The following is an 18324-nucleotide window of genomic DNA, read 5'->3' on the forward strand; positions in this document are numbered from 1 at the left end:
GGGCCTTTGCCGAAACCCCTAAAGGGTGTCGAATATGGCTGATCAAATGGGTTTCGGTGATGCCTTCGGAGCGGAAGATACGTTTGTCTCCGACGAGGGGCAGGAGTATGGACGCGGCGCACTTGTTGCGGTGCTCACCAGTCAGCCGATTGACAGGTTTCTGGATTACAAATCGCCAGAGGGCGGGTGTAATACGGGTGATTTTGTCGAAGTTCCGCTCGGGCCTCGTAAGGTTCTCGGAGTGGTTTGGGGGAAAGGCGAAGGTAAGTTTGACCCTGCAAAAATTCGTTCAGTAACGCGGGTTCTTGATGTGCCGCCGATGGGGCAGGACATGCGGGATTTTCTGGTCCGTTCTGCTGAATACACGTTGACCCCTCTCACGCAAATGTTGCGCTTGGCAACGCGCGCGCCGGGATTGTTCGATCCGCCATCAATGCGCAAGATTTACCGAATGGGAGAGGGCGCGCCCGACCGGATGACGCCAGCCCGCGAGAAGGTGATCGCCGCACTTGAGGAATATGGTGACCTGTCCTTTACGCTCAAGGAACTCTCGGAAATGGCGGGGGTTACGTCGTCCGTGGTGAAGGGACTCGCGAAGCAGGGAGTCGTGCGCGAAGAGGACACACCGCGCGATGTTCCGTTCCCAAGGTTGCGGCACGATTACAGTGGTGTCGATCTGACCGAGGATCAACATAGTGCCGCGCAGGAGTTGCGCGATGGAGTTGCAGCGCGTGCTTATTCAACAGTATTGCTGAAAGGTGTAACGGGCGCAGGTAAGACGGAAGTGTACCTCGAGGCCGTTGCTGAATGCCTACGGTTAGGCCGTCAAGCGCTGGTGCTCTTGCCTGAAATTGCACTGACGGCCGAGTTTCTGACACGGGTAGAAAAGCGTTTTGGCGCGAAGCCCGCCGAGTGGCATTCAGGTGTGACAATGATAGAGCGCCGCCGCGTTTGGCGAATGGTGGGCGCTGCTGGGGCAGAGCTTGTGGTCGGTGCGCGTTCAGCGCTGTACCTTCCGTTTCGTGATCTTGGTTTGATTGTCGTCGATGAAGAGCACGACACTTCCTACAAACAAGAAGATGGTGTGTTGTACTCCGCACGGGATATGGCGGTGCTTCGGGCCACATATTGCGCGGCCGAGGTTGTGCTGGCATCCGCAACGCCCAGCCTTGAGACATGGGCAAATGCCGAAGCAGGGAAGTACAAGCGGCTTGATCTGGCGAGTAGGTATGGCGAGGCTCAATTGCCTGATATGCGTGCCATAGATATGCGCAACGAGAAATTGCAAAGCAGCCGTTGGATATCTCCAACACTTCGTTCTGCGGTTCAGGCGCGGGTAGAAAAAGGAGAGCAGGCGCTTCTGTTCATCAACCGTCGAGGGTATGCGCCCACGACCCTGTGCCGCGCGTGTGGCGAGCAGATTGGGTGTGATTTCTGTGATGCGCGGATGGTTGAACATCGGTTCCTGAAACGTCTGGTGTGCCATCAATGCGGCGAGACAAAGCCGATGCCGACCGAGTGCCCGAGTTGCAAAGTCGAGGGTAAGTTAGCCCCCGTCGGGCCAGGGGTTGAGCGGCTAGCCGAAGAAGTGGCGGAAGTTTTTCCCGATGCGCGGATCGCGGTTCTGTCGAGCGATCTCTTTAGTTCGGCGCGTGCGCTAAAGGAGCAGATCGCAACCATTGCCGATGGCGGCGCGGATATTGTGATCGGGACACAGCTTGTGGCTAAGGGGCACAATTTTCCGAACCTCACGTTGGTCGGTGTGGTTGATGCTGACTTGGGGTTACAGGGAAGTGACTTGCGGGCGGCTGAGCGCAGCTTTCAATTAATGCGGCAGGTATCTGGGCGCGCTGGGCGATCCGCCAAAAAGGGCACAGCGCTTCTGCAAACCTATCAGCCAGAGCACCCCGTCATTCGTGCGATCCTTTCGGGAGAAGAGGAGCAATTCTGGCGTGCCGAAGCCGCCGAAAGGCAGGAAGCGGGAGTTCCTCCGTACGGGCGCATGGCTGGTATCGTGCTTTCGTCAACTGACGTTCAGGAAGTGTTTGACCTTGGCGGAGAGATGGCGCGGATGGACGGGCCGCTTCGGGCAATCGGTGCACAGGTTTTTGGGCCTGCACCTGCCCCTATCGCACGTATTCGTGGCCGCCATCGCGTGCGCCTATTGGTTAAGGCATCCAAAACTGCGCCACTTCAAAAGGCGCTATCGAAATGGGTTGCGCAGTTCAAAATTCCGAACAGTCTGCGCCTTTCCATCGACATAGACCCGCAGAACTTCTATTGATTTCCTGCCTTCCCATTTTATCGAAATAGGCGTAGCCATCGTGCATGAAAACGTTCCCGCTTGAAAATGTTGCGCAACTTCCCGTTTGGCGGCGCCCGATTGCCTTTTTGGTGTTAACCGCGATTGCGCTTCCGATTGCCTTCGCAACATGGTTGGCGCTTGTTAACAATTTCGTCATTGAAGTCGCCCAATTTGACGGTGCGGACATTGGCTTGCTTCACTCTGTTCGTGAAATTCCGGGTTTCCTGGCCGTCGGTGTGATCGCAATTTTACTGTTCGTAAGAGAGCAGATACTAGGCTTGGTATCTCTTGTCTTACTTGCGGTTTCGACGGCAGTGACGGCTTATTTCCCGACGCTGGGTGGCATTTTGATGATCACCTTCCTTAGTTCGGTCGGCTTTCACTATTTCGAAACGGTTAATCAATCGCTGCAACTTCAGTGGATACGCAAAGACCGTGCGCCAAAAGTATTGGGAATACTGGGCGCCGTGGGATCAGCGGCGACGCTGGTTTCCTATGGTTTGATTGTGCTCCTCTGGGAGCCACTGAACCTAACGTATAACACCGTGTTTATGGTGTCGGGTGGCGTTGCGGTGCTTATTGGGCTGTATTGCTTTGTCGGCTTTCCACAGTTCGAGAATAACGTCGTTCAGCGCCGTGAATTGGTGCTGCGCAAACGCTACTGGCTCTACTATGCGCTTGAGTTCTTTGCGGGTGCGCGTCGTCAGGTTTTCGTTGTATTTGCGGGTTTTATGTTGGTTGAACGCTTCGGATTTGACGTTCACGAGGTGACGGGTCTCTATATTATCAACCTGGTTGCTAACATCATTCTGGCTCCTTTCTTTGGTGGACTCGTTGCACGGTTTGGCGAGCGTAGAATGCTCTTGATTGAGTACTTCGGCTTGGTTCTGGTATTCCTAGCCTATGGTGGGATCTATTTCTTTGACTGGGGCGTATGGCTTGCGATGGCGTTGTATGTGGTGGACCACATGCTTTTTGCACTTAAACTTGCGCTGAAAACCTACTTCCAAAAGATCGCCGACCCTTCGGATATTGCTCCGACAGCGGCGGTATCCTTTACAATCAATCATATCGCGGCGGTGTTCCTACCCGTCCTTCTGGGGCTTTTGTGGATCGTTTCGCCCGCTGCGGTTTTCTTGACGGCTGCTGGGATTGCCTGTGGTTCGTTCGTGCTTGCGTTACTTATTCCGCGGCATCCAGAGGGCGGATTCGAGACAATTTGGACGCGTCGCGCGCCGGCCGTGGCCGAGTAGTAATTCCGTTACAGGCGTCCTATATTGAACGATGAAACTGAACTCACGAGGGGGACATATGTTCGGCACCAAGAAAGAGACTATGGTAACGCAAAAGAGCGCGCTCGCGGGCCGTTCAGAACCCCTTGAAACCGCACAGACACATTTTGTTTTCGGGCGAGTGCTAAAATCCGAAGTGCCGAATGGCATGGAAGAAGCGATGTTCGGCATGGGATGTTTTTGGGGCGTTGAGCGTCTATTCTGGAAACTGGACGGTGTGTATTTGACGATGGTCGGATATTCGGCCGGCTTTACGCCTAACGCCACATACGAAGAAGTTTGTACCGGCGGGACTGGCCACAACGAGGTCGTTCGCGTGATCTATGACCCCGCTGTGATAAGCTATGAGACGTTGTTGCAAACCTTCTGGGAAGGGCATGATCCGACCCAAGGAATGCGTCAGGGTAACGATCGCGGAACACAATACCGTTCTGGAATTTACACCTATACCGATGCTCAGGAGGCTGCTGCTCAGGCGAGCAAAGCAGTTTATGAGCACCGTTTGCGTCGCAACGGCCTCGGAGCCATCACGACAGAAATCGTTCCCGCGTCCGAGTTCTATTTCGCAGAGGACTATCATCAGCAATATCTGGCGAAGAACCCACAGGGCTATTGCGGGATTGGCGGAACGGGTGTGACTTGTCCGATTGGCCTCGCCGTTTAGCTCCTGGCTGCTTGACCCCCAAGGAGGTTAGGCTTAGGCCTGATTCCAACTGCAACTGATATTGCCGCACCGAGAGAACGATGGTCACATATACCGCACTGACAACCCTAGAAGGCAAAAGCGCCGCCAACAAGCTCGGCGAAGCGATGGAGAATATGATCCCTGAACCTACGGGGATTGGCATTTTCGAAGTCGAAGATGGTTCTGGCCTTTGGGAAGTGGGTGGCTATTTCACGGAGAAGCCGGACTCATCGGAGCTTGCGTTGCTTCAGGCAATGTCGGGAGCAAAACCGTTCGTTGTATCCGAGGTTCCCGATGTTGATTGGGTTGCCCATGTGCGTCGCGAATTGGTTCCGGTCGAGGCGGGGCGTTTTTACGTCTACGGAAGTCATGACGCCGACACCGTTCCTGAAGGGTCAATTCCACTTCTGATCGATGCGGCGATGGCATTTGGAACGGGGCATCACGGAACTACGCTTGGATGCTTGCGGGCGCTGGATCGGCTGGCGAGTGATGGGTTCGTCGGCAAAAACGTTGCGGATATCGGATGTGGTACTGCTGTTTTGGCGATGGCTGCGGCGCGAATCTGGCCCGATCAGGTTTTGGCGAGCGATATTGATCAAGTTGCAGTCGATGTGGCCAAAAGCAACGCCAAAGCAAACGATCTTGAAGGACGGATTCATTGCGTAGAGGCCGCAGGGTTCAATCATCCTGATCTGCTGGCCAAGGCGCCATTTGATCTGGTGTTCGCAAATATCCTTAAGGGGCCGCTTATTGGACTTGCTCCGGATATGAGCGCGAATCTTCAGAATGGTGGCTATGCGATTCTCTCTGGAATTTTGAACGAGCAGGCAGATTCGGTGCTTGAAGTTTATGCAGAGAACGGATTTACTCTGGTTGATCGCAGTGAAATTGCCGAGTGGACGACCTTACTGCTTCAAAAGAAAGACAAAATTTAGGGAGTTAACCCTGAAATAGCCATCTTTGCCATATTTTTGCCACAATTCGTCAAGAGAATGACCTTATCGGTGGGGGCCATTAGACGGAGCCAAGCTATGGCTGATGCAAATATGCAAGATTTCGACAAGCGCGTAAGCCGCATTAACAAGCGCAAGCGCCAGCAATCCTCGAGGGGAGCCGTTCTTGTGATGGCCGATGACGGGTTGATTACAACACGCGTACGCCGGCGTGGCGCGCGCTTTCCTTGGCGCGGTATTTTTGTTGTGCTCGCGGTGTTCTTTGCACTGAAGGGGCTGCTGCTCTCGCACCTTGGACCGATCACCTATGATGAACGTGTTGCAAAGCTGGAAGCAGGAACCGTTTTTGAGCAAGCTGGCGCGTTTGCGATGAAGGCCGATCCAGTAACCAAATGGGCAGCTGAGAACTTCAATACTTATCTGAAGTAAGCAAGCTAAACAGAATTTTATGAAAAGGCCGCTGCACGTGATTGCGCGGCCCTTTTTGTTTCAGGCAATAAAAAACCCGCGCTGCGGAGGCAGGCGCGGGCTTTGGGCCGAATGTGTGGCGCTTAGAGGTTTTTGATGTCCGAACGGCGAAGGCCGATGTCGTCAAGTTCGCGGTCAGTCAACCGGCTCAGTTGCGAGCGAGTTGCGCGCGCATCATTCCATGCGGCCAAGGCTCCGAAGAGGTTGGAAAATGTTCCGAAAATACGACCGCCAAAAGAGGCGCCGTAAGTATTCGAGCGAGGTGTATAGGTAACAGCCATGCGAGGCTCCTTTATCTTGAGTTTGGTGGTCTAAGGAAGGTTATTCTCTTGATGAGAGGGACTTAGGGTTTTCAAACTGCTCAATCAATGAGCATATGGGTATAGCCACTATGCATTTCGCGCATAGCTGGGGCTTAGGTGTCTACTTTCTGAAGTAGTTGTGTTGGTCCAAGGGGTGAGTGAAAAGGCGCTTGGCAAGCTAAGCTCTTGGCAAATGTTCGCGTTTCGTGCTACTTTTTTGAAAAGGCAAAATAAGCCGTCAAAGAGCAGACAGGAAAAATCATGCGCGTATTGGGAATCGACCCGGGACTCCGAAATCTTGGATGGGGGGTTATCGACGTTACGGGCGTCCGGCTGTCGCATGTGGCGAATGGCGTTTGCACTTCTGATGGCAAGGCTGTCCTCGCCGACCGTCTGCTTTCTCTGCATGATCAGCTTACAGATGTTCTACAGCGGTACGCACCTGATACGGCGGCGGTTGAGCAAACCTTTGTTAATAAAGACGGAGCTGGCACATTGAAGCTGGGCCAAGCGCGCGGGATTGCGATGCTGGTTCCGGCACAGGCGGGATTGTTTGTTGGAGAGTACTCTGCAAACAAAGTGAAGAAGTCGGTCGTTGGCGTCGGCCACGCAGACAAGCAGCAGGTCGCGCATATGGTGACGATGCTTTTGCCGGGGTGTGTCCTGACGGGACCAGATGCGGCGGATGCGCTTGCGATTGCGATTTGCCATGCCCATCATGCGCATTCGACTAATCATTTGGAAAACGCCGTTAAGCGCGCAGATCGTCAGGGGGCAGCATGATCGGAAAAATTTCGGGTCGGTTGGAGTATAGAAGCACGGATCACGTGATGGTGGACGTGCGGGGCGTCGGCTATCTGGTTTTTGTCACCGAACGAACGCTGTCATCGTTACCGAACGTGGGAGAGGCTGTCGCGCTTTATACCGAATTATTGGTGCGCGAAGACGTGTTGCAGCTTTTCGGTTTTACCAGTTTGGTCGAAAAAGAATGGCATCGCTTGCTTATTTCCGTACAGGGAGTTGGCGCAAAGGCATCTATGTCGATCCTCGGAACATTGGGCGCGGAAGGCGTTGGGCGAGCGATTACCCTTGGTGACTGGAATGCAGTGAAGGCGGCAAAGGGCATTGGCCCCAAAACAGCCCAACGGATCGTGCTTGAGTTAAAGGATAAAGCCCCATCGGTTATGGCGCTGGCGGGGACAACATCACGTCCGCAAACTACCGCAACAACTGAAGAAAATGAACCAATTGTCGAAGTGATCGAGCCTGACGTGGTTGTTCCAGCTGAAACTTCAGCGGCGGCACAGTCAGAGGCGCTCTCCGCCTTGACCAATCTGGGATATAATCCAAGCGAAGCGGCGCAGGCCGTGGCGCGCGCAGCCATGGAAAATGCCGAAGTCGATACATCGGGACTTATTCGCGCGGCACTGCGCCTTTTGGCGCCTAAAGGGTAGAACATGAACGACGCACTTCAACCCGATCCAGACCTGCGCCCACAAGAACGCCCAGAGGATTCTGATCGCGCCTTACGACCTCAGGTTCTTGAGGAGTTCATCGGCCAAGCCGAGGCGCGCGCCAATTTACGGATTTTCATCGAAAGCGCCAAGCAGCGCGAGGAGGCGATGGACCACGTATTGTTCCATGGACCGCCGGGATTGGGGAAAACCACTCTGGCGCAAATCATGGCGCGCGAACTGGGCGTGAACTTTCGTATGACGAGCGGGCCGGTACTTGCAAAAGCTGGCGATTTGGCAGCAATCCTGACCAATCTTGAAGCGCGGGATGTCTTGTTTATTGATGAGATTCATCGCCTCAACCCCGCCGTTGAAGAGGTTCTGTACCCTGCACTTGAGGATTTCGAGTTGGACTTGGTGATCGGAGAGGGGCCTGCCGCTAGGACCGTTCGGATTGAGCTCCAGCCCTTCACGCTTGTTGGTGCGACCACGCGGATGGGGCTTTTGACGACGCCGCTTCGGGACAGGTTTGGAATACCAACGCGCCTACAGTTTTATACCGTACAAGAGTTGCATGAAATCGTGACGCGCGGTGCGCGACTGTTGAATGTACCCACGGAGCCCGAAGGGGCGCTTGAGGTCGCGCGGCGCGCTCGCGGAACACCAAGGATCGCAGGTCGGCTCTTGCGCCGCGTGGTGGACTTTGCGCTTGTTGAGGGCGGGGGAAAGATTACCCAGAAACTCGCCGATCACGCATTGACGCGGCTGGGCGTCGATCATCTTGGATTGGACGGGGCGGACAGGCGCTACCTCACCCTCATAGCTGAAAATTATGGTGGGGGGCCAGTTGGAATTGAGACAATGTCGGCGGCGCTGTCAGAAAGCCGCGATAGTCTTGAAGAAGTCATTGAACCATATCTCCTCCAACAGGGGCTTATTCAGCGCACCCCGCGCGGCCGAATGCTTGCGCAGAAGGCGTGGACGCACCTTGGGCTTATTGCGCCGCCTCCGCCTGGGCAGGGAAAGCTCTTTGACGAGTAAAGGTTGCACAGGTGCGCGCAAAATTTTATGCCAACGCAGCCGATCCGGTAAGCCTAGGGGAAGATTGTGACCTATTCACCAGAACAAATCGAAGCGCTTTTCCAACGCAGCGGTAGCTATGCCTTTGCGCGGTGGGGGCGACCAATTGCACCGGTGGTTTTTGGGGTGGAACCCGAAACACTCGCGGTTGTTAAGGGCGCACTAGAGGCGGTTACATCATTGGCGCGCTTGGATGTTGTTGAGACAGATCCGGAGTTCGGTTCGAACCTTTGGGTGTTCTTCTTGCGCGATTGGGAAGACCTGCGCGGAGTGCCGGATATGGATGGCTTGATCCCCGAAATGGATGCGCTCTTGCCCCGCCTCACATCGGCGAACGCGAACCAGTACCGCTTCTTTAGATTCGATAAAGAAGGCGCGATCAAAGCGGGTTTTCTCTTTCTAAAAATGGACGATACACTCTCGGACATTCCCGCGGATTTGTTGGCGCTAGGCCAGATGGTTCAAATGATCCTGCTTTGGGGAGAGGGCGCCTTCGCGACCACCTCGCCGCTAGCTATTCTGCCTGACACCGGCGCGACGGTCCTGCGTCCGGAGATCGCGCAAATCATTCAGGCAGCGTATGATTCGATTCTGCCCAACGTGGCGGCGGATAGTAGCCATGCTCTGCGTCTGTTTGCGCGTATTTCGAACGTTTCATAAGGTTAGAAGCCAACATGCCTCACGTCTATCCCCTTCGCGTTTACTATGAAGATACCGATATGGCGGGCATCGTGTATTATGCGAATTACCTTAAGTTTATCGAGCGCGCGCGGTCCGAATACGTGCGCGAGATTGGGATAGATCAAACGGCGCTCAAGGCCGAAAAGGACGTGGCATTTGCCGTGCGCAGGCTAGAGGCCGATTACGTCGAACCGGCGCAGTTTGATGACGTTTTGACAGTAGAAACCAGTGTCGAAGCGATCACCGGTGCGCGGATGGTAATGGAACAGGTTGTGAAGCGCGGAGAGAGCGTTTTGTTCACGGCAATTGTAACATTAGTTGCAATACGGCTCTCGGATGGCACCCCTACGCGTTTACCGGCGGAAATTCGCCGCATAGCGCGATAAAATCACACTAAATTTCGCTTTGAGGCGCAAATCATAGCTTTCCGTTTGTGTATACTGTAGAAAGCTACTTAATCAGAGCCGGAACACCGGCCTTAATAAATGAGCAGGCATATGGAAACAGATACCCTTGCGATGGCGCAGGAGATTGATTTCTCCTTTATGGCGCTGTTTTTGCGCGCCACGTTTACTGTGAAACTTGTTATGATCATGCTGATCATTGCGTCTTTCTGGTCGTGGGCGATTATCATTCAGAAATCTATCAACTTCCGCAAAGCGCGCGGCGAGTCTTCCGAATTCGATCATGCATTTTGGTCGGGAGAGCCGTTGGACGAGCTTTACGACCAGATCGCTGGCGACCCACAAGGTGCCTCGCAGAAGATATTCTCGGCGGGCATGTTGGAATGGCGGCGCTCGCATCGGCAAGATGGTGGGTTGATCGCAGGGGCACAGGCCCGCATTGACCGTTCGATGGATGTGGCAATTGCCAAGGAAAGCGAAGCTCTTACCCACGGGTTATCGTTTCTTGCGACTGTGGGTGCTACGGCGCCGTTTGTCGGCCTGTTCGGGACCGTTTGGGGCATCAAGAACGCATTCGAAGAGATCGCAATCCAACAAAGTACGAACCTCGCAGTTGTTGCGCCCGGTATTGCCGAGGCACTTCTTGCAACTGCGCTTGGCCTCTTGGCGGCGATTCCGGCGGTGGTTTTCTATAACAAGCTTTCGGCCGAGAGTGATCGGATCGTCTCAGGTTATGAAGGTTTCGCAGATGAGTTCTCGACCATCCTAAGCCGTCAGTTGGATAGCTGATATGGGCGCGGGTGTAGTTCAAAGTGATGGCGGAGGCGGCGGTCGCCGCAGTCGTCGTGGACGTGGTCGAGCTAAGCCAATGGCCGAAATCAACGTCACGCCATTCGTGGACGTGATGTTGGTGTTGCTTATCATCTTCATGGTGGCGGCTCCGTTGCTGACTGTTGGTGTGCCGGTCGAGTTGCCCAAGACTGCTGCGCAGGCCTTGCCAAGCGAACAGGAAGAACCGCTTACAATTACGCTCACTTCTGATGGGCAAGTTGTGCTGATGAGCACCGAAATTAATCGCGAGGATTTGTTGAGTAAGCTTGTGGCGATTGCCGAAGAGCGGAGCGACAACAAGGTATTCCTACGCGCGGATGGTGCAATCCCTTACGCCGAAGTCGTCCAAGTCATGGGCGCGCTGAACGCGGGTGGGTTCAATGATATCGGGCTTGTGACGGACACGGGCGGGCCGCGATTGAATGGTAGCGACGGATAGCGAGCCGCAGCGTGAGAACGGGCCTTTATATTTCAGGTGCAGGCCATACGGCACTGATCGTATGGATCCTCTTTGGGGGACTGTTCCTGCGTGCGGATGAGGCTCCGACCCTTGAGAATACTCAGGTCTCGCTGATAACCGCCGAGGAGTTTGCGGCAATGTCGCCGCCCGAGGTGCCCGCTGACGACGGCGCAACGCCACCGCCGCCACAAGAACCAGCCGCCGAAGTGCCGACACCGCCAGAACCAGAAGCGCCCGTTGCGCCGTCTGAGCCGCCGAGCGAAGTCGTGGATCAAGCGCCATCCCCAATCGAGTCGCCGGAGCCATTGACCGTTCCGCTTGCGCCGCTCGCACCAACAGCATCGCCGCGCCCGTCAGAGCGCGTTGCGCCGCAGCCTGTCATTACCGAAGAGCCGAACGCGGTCGAAGATACGATCACCCAAGAAGCCACAGAAACGGTTGAAGCGCCCGAACCTGAGCAAGAGCCGACTCCCGAAGTTGAGCAAACGACTGCTCCAGAGGAAGCCAGTGACCGCATTGTTGCTGAGGCCGACGCGCCGCCCGCTTCTGCGCCAGATAGCTCGCGCCGCCCACCCGCACGTCCTGAGCGGCCCGCACCACAAGAGCCCGAAGAGCAGCCAGAACCAGAGGCGCCCACCGTTCAGAATGACGATATCCTCGCCGCGCTGAATGAAGCTAATCAGGAGCCAGCGCCAACACCCTCACAGACCGTCCCGAGTGGTCCACCGCTTTCGCAGGGTGAAAAGGACGCTCTGCGCCTTTCTGTCGGGCAATGTTGGAACGTTGGAACGCTCTCTGCCGAGGCCTTGCGCACAACCGTTGTTGTCGGCCTGAACGTCGGGCGCGATGGTGTGCCAGAGAGTGCTAGTTTACGTATGATCTCTTCCAGTGGCGGAAGTCAGGCTTCTGCCAGACAGGCTTATGAAGCGGCACGGCGCGCGATTCTTCGCTGTGGCGCTGGAGGCTTTGACCTTCCTGCGGAAAAATATGATCATTGGAAAGAAATTGAAATCACTTTTGACCCAGAAAAGATGAGGAATAGATAGCTATGTTCCGTGTACTTACTTTGTTGCTTGCCTTCTCTTTTGCGGGTGCCTTTTCTCCCGTTGGGGCCGCGCCGCTTCGGATCACGATTGACGAGGGCCAGATCGAGCCCATGCCAATTGCGGTGCCCGATTTCATCCCTGAAACGCAGGGGGCGGGCGAACTCGCCGCGCAAATTAGCCGTGTTATTGTTGGCGATCTGGAGGGGAGTGCGCTTTTCCGCGAAATTCCACGCGAAGCCTATATTTCGCAGGTCACAAGTTTCTCAAGCCCGATCCAATATTCCGATTGGCGCGCAATTAACACGCAAGCGTTGGTGACTGGTGCCGTGGGCGTCTCGGGCAATCAATTGACGGTAAAGTTCCGTCTGTTCGACGTGGTAACAGGACAGCCGCAGGGCGAAGGCCTTCAGTTTGTCGGTACAACCGATAGCTGGCGGCGCATGGCTCACAAAGTGGCTGATGCAGTATATAGCCGGATTACGGGCGAGGGCGGTTACTTCGATAGCCGCGTTGTATATGTCGCGGAAACGGGCCCCAAGAATGACCGCCGCAAGCGGTTGGCTGTGATGGATTACGATGGCGCAAACGTTCAGTATCTGACGGGCGACTCCTCGCTTGTGCTGGCCCCGCGTTTTTCTCCGACAGGTGATCGCGTGCTTTATACGTCCTACGAGACGGGTTTCCCGCGCATCTACCTGCTGGATGTTGCCTCAGTTGGTCGTAAGATCCTTGAAAACCAAGAAGGTAGCATGAGCTTTGCGCCGCGTTTCTCGCCGGATGGTAACACGGTTGTTTACTCGCTTTCACGTGGGGGCAATACTGATATCTATACGCTCAACCTATCCTCGGGGAGTGTTGTGCGCCTGACGAATACGCCCGCAATCGAAACAGCCCCAAGCTACTCACCAGATGGAAGCACGATTGTGTTTGAAAGCGATCGCAGCGGAAGCCCACAACTCTATGTGATGCCTGCAAATGGCGGTGAAGCACGGCGGATTAGCAAAGGCTCGGGTCGCTATGGCACGCCAGTATGGTCACCGCGCGGTGATCTGATTGCCTTTACAAAACAGAACAAAGGCCGTTTTCACATTGGCGTGATGCGCACTGACGGCAGCGAAGAGCGGCTTCTCACCACGTCCAATCTGGACGAGGGCCCGACATGGTCCCCCAACGGTCGCGTCATCATGTTTACGCGTGAGACATCAGGCGCTTCTGGTACATCGTCGCTTTATTCGGTTGATACAACGGGACGAAATCTAAAGCGGATTACAACACAAGGCGCGGCAAGTGACCCTGCATGGTCGCCGCTGTTGAAATAGCGTTGTGAAGCTGAAATAACTAGAAATTAGCAGAGGCGAACTCTGCGCAAATGAGGTAAAGTTCAATGGCACATATTTCCAAGGTGGTTTTGTTGATCGCGGGGCTTGGTTTGGCTGCGTGTAGCAATACAAGCGCGGATTCCTATGCGAACGGTTCGTATGGCAACGGCGCAGGTGGCGGGATTGGTGATGTAAGCAACCCACGTAGTGTGGCGTATTTCAACACAACAATCGGTGACCGCGTGTTGTTTGCCGTTGATCAAAGCACGCTGAGCGAGACAGCCAAGGCGACGCTAACCCAACAAGCGCGTTGGTTGATGGAAAATCCAGAGTATACCGCAATCATCGAAGGTCATGCCGACGAGCAAGGCACACGTGAGTACAACCTTGCGTTGGGTGAGCGCCGTGCAAACGCATCGCAACAGTTCCTTGTGTCTCAGGGTGTAGCAAGCAACCGACTTCAAGTTCTGAGCTATGGCAAAGAACGCCCGATCGAGATCTGCTCCGAAGAGAGCTGCTATGCGCAAAACCGCCGTTCGGTAACGGTCGTTGCTGCTGGCGTTGGCGTCTAAGGAGCGCATGATGAAGGGGTTCTCTTTGGTGCGCGGAACTGTTTTGGCTTTGGGCTTGGCGTCTGCTTTGGCGGTACCAGTGGCTGCGCAGGATCAAACGCTCGCCGACATTCGCCAAGAGTTGTCGGTAGTTTACGTTGAAATCCAAAAGTTGAAACGCGAGCTGTCTACGACTGGCGGCGCGACGGATGTGGCGCAAAGCGGTACGCTTCTCGAACGCATCGGAACGCTAGAGGCGCAACTTCAAAGCATCACCGCGCGCTCCGAAGAGATCGAACTTCATCTCGAACGTGTTGTCACCGACGGCACAAACCGCATTGGCGATCTGGAATTCCGTATTTGTGAACTTGAGCCAAGTTGCGACATCGGAACACTCGAGATGGGAAGCACATTGGGCGGCGATACCTCCGCTGTGAATACGACCCCTGCCGAGCCAAACGAGGTGCAGCTTGCGGTTGGTGAAGAAGCAGATTTCGCTGCCGCCCGCGCCGCATTGGACGAGGGAAATTACACAGAAGCCGCTGAGAAATTTCAGGCTTTCACCACTAACTATCCCGGAAGTCAGCTTTCACCAGAGGCGCACTATCTGCGTGGGACCTCGTATGAGGCTCTGTCTCAAACTTCCTCTGCTGCACGCGCATTCCTTGAAAGCTTCTCGGGTGCGCCAGACGGCCCATTTGCTCCGAATGCGCTCTTTAAGCTAGGCTCTTCGCTCGGGACGCTAGGGCAGCAAAACGAGGCTTGTTTGATGCTTGGTGAGGTTGAGTCACGTTTCCCCACCGCGGAAATTCTGGGGGATGCTCAAGCCGCGATGTCGAACTTGGGGTGTCTTTGAAGACCTTCTCTGAAAAGGGTGAAAAACTTCTAAAGGCGCTGACTGAAGAGTTGGCGCCTTTTGCGGGTCTGCGGCTTGGTCTTGCAGTTTCTGGAGGATCAGATTCGCGCGCTTTGCTGGAGCTTGCCCACGCTTGGGCTCTGCGAACAGGAAGCGAATTGGCCGTAGCGACGGTCGACCATAAGCTTCGGGAGGCCGCGGCAGCAGAGGCGAAGCAGGTTGGTGCTATCTGTCTCGCTATGGGCATCCCGCATGAAGTACTTGTTTGGGAAGGTTGGGACCGGCAGGGAAATCTGCAAGCGGAGGCCCGCCGCGCGCGCTACCGTCTGGTCGATGATTGGGCCTCTTGCGGCGGGATCGCAGCCGTTGCTCTTGGGCATACAGCCGACGACGTCGCAGAAACATTTCTGATGCGCTTAACGCGCTCGGCAGGGGTGGATGGCTTGGCGCAAATGCGCCCCAGATTCAATCGGAACGGAACAGTCTTCGTTCGGCCGATGTTGGGTATGCTGCGCCGCGATTTACAGAGTTTCTTGCGCGAGGAGGGCGTGGATTGGATTGATGATCCGTCTAACGTGGATACGCGGTTCGATAGGGTGAAAATCCGTGAAGGGCTTGGACAATTGGGGGCGATGGGCCTCGATACAAAAAAAATTGCGCAATCTTCGGCGCATTTGAGCGCAGCCTCCGAAGCGCTGAGTTATTATGCCGCTAAAGAGGCGCGCGAGATTATCTCGACCGCAGATGGCGACGTTCAGATCGATGCCGAACGTCTGCAATCGCTCCCGTCAGAGATGCAGCGCCGCTTGATTACCGCGAGTTTGGCGTTTGTTGCGCCGACTGATTATGCGCCGCGATCACGGGCGGTCGAGAATTTGCTGCCTCAATTGGGGGACCAAGCCGTGGCGACGCTAGGTGGCTGTGTTCTGACGCTTAAAGGTAATGAAATTAGGGTGATGCGCGAAGCTTCGGCTGCGACGCAGATTGTGCGTGATCCGCATGATGGGGTCGAATGGGATCAGCGCTGGCGGATTGCTGGAAAATTCCCGACGGGTAGTGATGTGCGGGCGTTGGGCGAAGCAGGAATTCTGCAATGCCCCGAGTGGCGTGAAACGGGACGCGCTCGTCGCGCGCTTCTTGCTTCTCCCTCAATTTGGAATGGCGATACCCTTGTGGCCGCTCCACTTGCACGCACCGAGACAAATTTCACCGCGATCCCCTTGCGGGATAAGGAAGATTTGCTTCGAAACATTTTATCGCATTGAAGATTTCGCCACGATCCTTATTTTAGATGAGTGATGACACGTGGATTCTGCTGCGCTGTCAAATTTCTTAAGGAGATGTCCCTTGGGCAACGCGCGAAGTTTCGCTTTCTGGATCGTTTTGGGTCTACTATTTATTGCTCTGTTCCAATTGTTCAGCGGCAATCAATCGACGCTTTCTAGCCGCGAGTATACGTACTCTGAATTCGTGCAATCTGTGGATGCAGGTGAGATCACATCGGTGAAAGTGGATGGCGAGCGGGTCACTTTCGTTGGCCAAGATAATAAAGAAGCATGGGCGATTATGCCCTCCGATGCGGAGGTTTCGTCGCTGCTTCTTGATAAAGGCGTCGAAGTGACGGCGGTTTCGCAAGAAGCCTCCTCGATTAGTCGCGTGATATGGCTCTTTGGACCCGTCATTCTGTTGATCGGGTTCTGGTTCTTTATGATGAACCGAATGCAGGGCGGTGGCAAAGGCGGCGCGATGGGGTTTGGCAAGTCCAAGGCCAAGATGCTCACCGAGAAACAAGGCCGCGTTACGTTTGACGATGTTGCGGGCATTGACGAAGCCAAAGAAGAACTCGAAGAAATCGTAGAGTTCCTTCGCAACCCGCAGAAATTCAGCCGCCTAGGCGGTAAAATTCCCAAGGGTGCTTTGCTTGTTGGCCCTCCAGGTACGGGTAAGACGCTTCTGGCGCGCGCGATCGCTGGTGAGGCCGGCGTTCCGTTCTTTACGATCTCTGGTTCAGACTTTGTTGAAATGTTCGTTGGTGTAGGCGCAAGCCGCGTGCGCGATATGTTTGAGCAAGCCAAGAAGAACGCTCCTTGTATCGTTTTCATCGATGAGATCGACGCCGTTGGTCGCCATCGTGGTTCAGGCCATGGCGGTGGTAATGACGAGCGCGAACAAACACTCAACCAGCTCCTTGTTGAGATGGACGGTTTTGAAAGCAACGAGGGTGTGATCCTTCTGGCGGCGACAAACCGCGCTGACGTGCTGGATAACGCTTTGACACGTCCGGGCCGTTTTGACCGTCAGGTACAAGTTCCGAATCCCGACATTAAGGGCCGCGAGAAAATCTTGAACGTACATGCCGCCAAGGTTCCAGTCGGGCCCGATGTTGACCTTCGTATTATCGCACGCGGTACACCGGGGTTCTCGGGCGCAGACCTTGCGAACCTAGTGAACGAGAGCGCGCTTATGGCGGCTCGGATCGGGCGCAATTTCGTGACTATGGAAGATTTCGAAATGGCCAAAGACAAAGTCATGATGGGGGCCGAGCGCCGCAGCATGGTTTTGACCGCTGACCAGAAAGAGAAAACAGCCTACCACGAAGCGGGCCACGCGATTGTGGGGATTTCACTTCCGAAGTGTGACCCCGTTTACAAAGCAACGATTATCCCGCGCGGCGGTGCTTTGGGGATGGTGATGAGCCTTCCTGAAATGGATCAGCTCCAGATGTTCAAGGACGAAGCCAAGCAACGCATTGCGATGACAATGGCGGGTAAAGCGGCCGAGATCTTCAAATACGGTGCAGATAGCGTTTCCAGTGGCCCTGTTGGTGACATCATGCAAGCGACCTCTTTGGCGCGCGCAATGGTGATGCGTTATGGCATGTCCGATAAGGTCGGCAATATCGATTACCAAGAGGCCGCGAGCGGCTATGAGGCCAACGGTGGCGTCGGCGGTTTCTCGGTTTCTGCGGCGACGAAAGAGCTGATTGAGAGCGAAGTTAAGGTCCTGATCGATGAAGGATACGCCACGGCCTATAAGATCATCGAAGAGCGCGAAGAAGATTTCGAGCGTTTGGCGCAGGGCTTGCTTGAATACGAAACTCTAACTGGCGAAGAAATCGAGCGTGTTGTACGTGGTGAATCTCCTTACGTGAGCGATGACGACGACAAGTCGGATTCCGATGACAAGCCGAGCCTGACCGCTGTTCCAAAAACGAAGCCCAAGAAGCCAAAGGTTGATGGCGATATGGAGCCCAAGCCAACAAGCTAGGTTGTTAAGATTTAACGGAGTGCCGCGGATTATTCTGCGGCACTTTTCTTTTGGAATATTGTAATGCGCCTTTCACTTCGTGAAAAAATTGTCGCCACCTGTGATGCCAAGATTGCCCAAAAGGGCGAGGGTGTCGGGCTTTCGTTTTATGCGTTCTTTGCAAACAGAAATGATGATCCCGAATTGTTGATGGAAGCCGCGACATGGTGGATTCAGACCCACAAGCTCGATCACTTTGAGAAGGCCTTAAAAATACGCGCGTTGATTCTAAGCGAAGCGCAATAGAACGCAACCGCCCCAATCGCAGCATTATTTTCCGATGCGAAACCGACAGAGGCGTTTTCTGATGGGAATATGTCGGAATTAC

General features: G+C 54.8%; 20 protein-coding genes. 19 read left to right on the forward strand and 1 reads right to left on the reverse strand.

What is annotated here, in order from left to right; genetic code table 11:
* Nucleotides 1-46 precede the first annotated feature (46 nt).
* The 5 genes from ACFE33_RS03565 (at nucleotide 47) to ACFE33_RS03585 (ending at nucleotide 5667) form a co-directional block, all read left to right on the forward strand.
* A complete protein-coding gene (locus tag ACFE33_RS03565) occupies nucleotides 47-2284 on the forward strand; it encodes a primosomal protein N' (protein WP_380058648.1) in 2238 nt (745 codons plus the stop codon).
* 44 nt (nucleotides 2285-2328) lie between these two features.
* Entirely contained in the window at nucleotides 2329-3558 is a 1230-nt protein-coding gene (locus ACFE33_RS03570; protein WP_380056996.1) for an MFS transporter, read from the forward strand.
* A 58-nt stretch (nucleotides 3559-3616) separates the two neighbouring features.
* The gene (gene msrA, locus ACFE33_RS03575; protein ID WP_380056999.1) at nucleotides 3617-4261 is read left to right on the forward strand and encodes a peptide-methionine (S)-S-oxide reductase MsrA; all 645 of its coding nucleotides are present in this window, start codon (nucleotides 3617-3619) and stop codon (nucleotides 4259-4261) included.
* 80 nt (nucleotides 4262-4341) lie between these two features.
* Nucleotides 4342-5220: a 50S ribosomal protein L11 methyltransferase gene (locus tag ACFE33_RS03580; protein ID WP_380057002.1), complete on the forward strand. Its 879-nt coding sequence runs from the start codon at nucleotides 4342-4344 to the stop codon at nucleotides 5218-5220.
* Nucleotides 5221-5316: 96 nt separating this feature from the next.
* A complete protein-coding gene (locus tag ACFE33_RS03585; RefSeq protein ID WP_380057005.1) occupies nucleotides 5317-5667 on the forward strand; it encodes a hypothetical protein in 351 nt (116 codons plus the stop codon).
* Between the two features lie 122 nt (nucleotides 5668-5789).
* On the opposite strand, the gene ACFE33_RS03590 is transcribed toward ACFE33_RS03585, so the two are convergent.
* On the reverse strand, nucleotides 5790-5987 hold the full coding sequence (locus tag ACFE33_RS03590; protein ID WP_380057008.1) for a DUF1127 domain-containing protein: 198 nt from the start codon (nucleotides 5985-5987) through the stop codon (nucleotides 5790-5792).
* Nucleotides 5988-6269: 282 nt separating this feature from the next.
* Here ACFE33_RS03590 and ruvC point away from each other — a divergent pair, with 282 nt between their 5' ends.
* The 14 genes from ruvC to ACFE33_RS03660 all read left to right on the forward strand — a co-directional run bounded on the left by ruvC (nucleotide 6270) and on the right by ACFE33_RS03660 (nucleotide 18242).
* Nucleotides 6270-6791 (forward strand): crossover junction endodeoxyribonuclease RuvC, encoded by a 522-nt coding sequence (ruvC, locus tag ACFE33_RS03595; RefSeq protein WP_380057011.1) that lies wholly within the window; start codon nucleotides 6270-6272, stop codon nucleotides 6789-6791.
* A complete protein-coding gene (gene ruvA / locus ACFE33_RS03600) occupies nucleotides 6788-7462 on the forward strand; it encodes a Holliday junction branch migration protein RuvA (protein ID WP_380057014.1) in 675 nt (224 codons plus the stop codon). The genes ruvC and ruvA overlap by 4 nt, the downstream gene beginning before the upstream one ends.
* A gap of 3 nt (nucleotides 7463-7465) precedes the next feature.
* Nucleotides 7466-8503: a Holliday junction branch migration DNA helicase RuvB gene (ruvB, locus tag ACFE33_RS03605; RefSeq protein ID WP_380057017.1), complete on the forward strand. Its 1038-nt coding sequence runs from the start codon at nucleotides 7466-7468 to the stop codon at nucleotides 8501-8503.
* 66 nt (nucleotides 8504-8569) lie between these two features.
* The gene (locus ACFE33_RS03610) at nucleotides 8570-9202 is read left to right on the forward strand and encodes a hypothetical protein (RefSeq protein ID WP_380057019.1); all 633 of its coding nucleotides are present in this window, start codon (nucleotides 8570-8572) and stop codon (nucleotides 9200-9202) included.
* 14 nt (nucleotides 9203-9216) lie between these two features.
* On the forward strand, nucleotides 9217-9609 hold the full coding sequence (ybgC, locus tag ACFE33_RS03615) for a tol-pal system-associated acyl-CoA thioesterase (RefSeq protein WP_380057022.1): 393 nt from the start codon (nucleotides 9217-9219) through the stop codon (nucleotides 9607-9609).
* 111 nt (nucleotides 9610-9720) lie between these two features.
* Entirely contained in the window at nucleotides 9721-10416 is a 696-nt protein-coding gene (tolQ, locus tag ACFE33_RS03620; protein ID WP_380057023.1) for a protein TolQ, read from the forward strand.
* 1 nt (nucleotide 10417) lies between these two features.
* The gene (gene tolR / locus ACFE33_RS03625) at nucleotides 10418-10897 is read left to right on the forward strand and encodes a protein TolR (RefSeq protein WP_380057026.1); all 480 of its coding nucleotides are present in this window, start codon (nucleotides 10418-10420) and stop codon (nucleotides 10895-10897) included.
* An 11-nt stretch (nucleotides 10898-10908) separates the two neighbouring features.
* Complete coding sequence (locus tag ACFE33_RS03630) at nucleotides 10909-11964, forward strand: energy transducer TonB (protein WP_380057028.1); 1056 nt, start codon at nucleotides 10909-10911, stop codon at nucleotides 11962-11964.
* 2 nt (nucleotides 11965-11966) lie between these two features.
* Entirely contained in the window at nucleotides 11967-13283 is a 1317-nt protein-coding gene (tolB, locus tag ACFE33_RS03635; RefSeq protein WP_380057031.1) for a Tol-Pal system beta propeller repeat protein TolB, read from the forward strand.
* 65 nt (nucleotides 13284-13348) lie between these two features.
* Complete coding sequence (gene pal / locus ACFE33_RS03640) at nucleotides 13349-13855, forward strand: peptidoglycan-associated lipoprotein Pal (RefSeq protein ID WP_380057034.1); 507 nt, start codon at nucleotides 13349-13351, stop codon at nucleotides 13853-13855.
* Between the two features lie 10 nt (nucleotides 13856-13865).
* Nucleotides 13866-14690, forward strand: coding sequence for a tol-pal system protein YbgF (ybgF, locus tag ACFE33_RS03645; protein ID WP_380057037.1), 825 nt, complete (start codon nucleotides 13866-13868; stop codon nucleotides 14688-14690).
* Nucleotides 14687-15955 carry a tRNA lysidine(34) synthetase TilS gene (gene tilS, locus ACFE33_RS03650; RefSeq protein WP_380057040.1) on the forward strand — a complete coding sequence of 423 codons (1269 nt, stop codon included), beginning with the start codon at nucleotides 14687-14689 and terminating at the stop codon, nucleotides 15953-15955. The genes ybgF and tilS overlap by 4 nt, the downstream gene beginning before the upstream one ends.
* 82 nt (nucleotides 15956-16037) lie before the next feature.
* Nucleotides 16038-17957, forward strand: a complete 1920-nt coding sequence (ftsH, locus tag ACFE33_RS03655; protein WP_380057043.1) for an ATP-dependent zinc metalloprotease FtsH — start codon at nucleotides 16038-16040, stop codon at nucleotides 17955-17957.
* A gap of 63 nt (nucleotides 17958-18020) precedes the next feature.
* Nucleotides 18021-18242 carry a DUF6500 family protein gene (locus ACFE33_RS03660; RefSeq protein WP_380057046.1) on the forward strand — a complete coding sequence of 74 codons (222 nt, stop codon included), beginning with the start codon at nucleotides 18021-18023 and terminating at the stop codon, nucleotides 18240-18242.
* Nucleotides 18243-18324: the final 82 nt, after the last annotated feature.

The sequence above is a fragment of the Falsihalocynthiibacter sp. SS001 genome, from assembly GCF_042445055.1.
In the GTDB taxonomy this organism is placed as follows: domain Bacteria; phylum Pseudomonadota; class Alphaproteobacteria; order Rhodobacterales; family Rhodobacteraceae; genus Falsihalocynthiibacter.

What these genes read in the sequence shown, in the direction of transcription:
- tolR (WP_380057026.1), top strand. Translation starts at nt 10,418, where the DNA reads ATGGGCGCGGGTGTAGTTCAAAGTGATGGCGGAGGCGGCGGTCGCCGC.
- ACFE33_RS03570 (WP_380056996.1), top strand. Translation starts at nt 2,329, where the DNA reads ATGAAAACGTTCCCGCTTGAAAATGTTGCGCAACTTCCCGTTTGGCGG.
- ybgC (WP_380057022.1), top strand. Translation starts at nt 9,217, where the DNA reads ATGCCTCACGTCTATCCCCTTCGCGTTTACTATGAAGATACCGATATG.
- msrA (WP_380056999.1), top strand. Translation starts at nt 3,617, where the DNA reads ATGTTCGGCACCAAGAAAGAGACTATGGTAACGCAAAAGAGCGCGCTC.
- ACFE33_RS03585 (WP_380057005.1), top strand. Translation starts at nt 5,317, where the DNA reads ATGGCTGATGCAAATATGCAAGATTTCGACAAGCGCGTAAGCCGCATT.
- ACFE33_RS03590 (WP_380057008.1), bottom strand. Translation starts at nt 5,987, where the DNA reads ATGGCTGTTACCTATACACCTCGCTCGAATACTTACGGCGCCTCTTTT.
- tolQ (WP_380057023.1), top strand. Translation starts at nt 9,721, where the DNA reads ATGGAAACAGATACCCTTGCGATGGCGCAGGAGATTGATTTCTCCTTT.
- ruvC (WP_380057011.1), top strand. Translation starts at nt 6,270, where the DNA reads ATGCGCGTATTGGGAATCGACCCGGGACTCCGAAATCTTGGATGGGGG.
- ybgF (WP_380057037.1), top strand. Translation starts at nt 13,866, where the DNA reads ATGAAGGGGTTCTCTTTGGTGCGCGGAACTGTTTTGGCTTTGGGCTTG.
- ruvA (WP_380057014.1), top strand. Translation starts at nt 6,788, where the DNA reads ATGATCGGAAAAATTTCGGGTCGGTTGGAGTATAGAAGCACGGATCAC.
- ACFE33_RS03660 (WP_380057046.1), top strand. Translation starts at nt 18,021, where the DNA reads ATGCGCCTTTCACTTCGTGAAAAAATTGTCGCCACCTGTGATGCCAAG.
- ACFE33_RS03565 (WP_380058648.1), top strand. Translation starts at nt 47, where the DNA reads ATGGGTTTCGGTGATGCCTTCGGAGCGGAAGATACGTTTGTCTCCGAC.
- ruvB (WP_380057017.1), top strand. Translation starts at nt 7,466, where the DNA reads ATGAACGACGCACTTCAACCCGATCCAGACCTGCGCCCACAAGAACGC.
- pal (WP_380057034.1), top strand. Translation starts at nt 13,349, where the DNA reads ATGGCACATATTTCCAAGGTGGTTTTGTTGATCGCGGGGCTTGGTTTG.
- tolB (WP_380057031.1), top strand. Translation starts at nt 11,967, where the DNA reads ATGTTCCGTGTACTTACTTTGTTGCTTGCCTTCTCTTTTGCGGGTGCC.
- ACFE33_RS03580 (WP_380057002.1), top strand. Translation starts at nt 4,342, where the DNA reads ATGGTCACATATACCGCACTGACAACCCTAGAAGGCAAAAGCGCCGCC.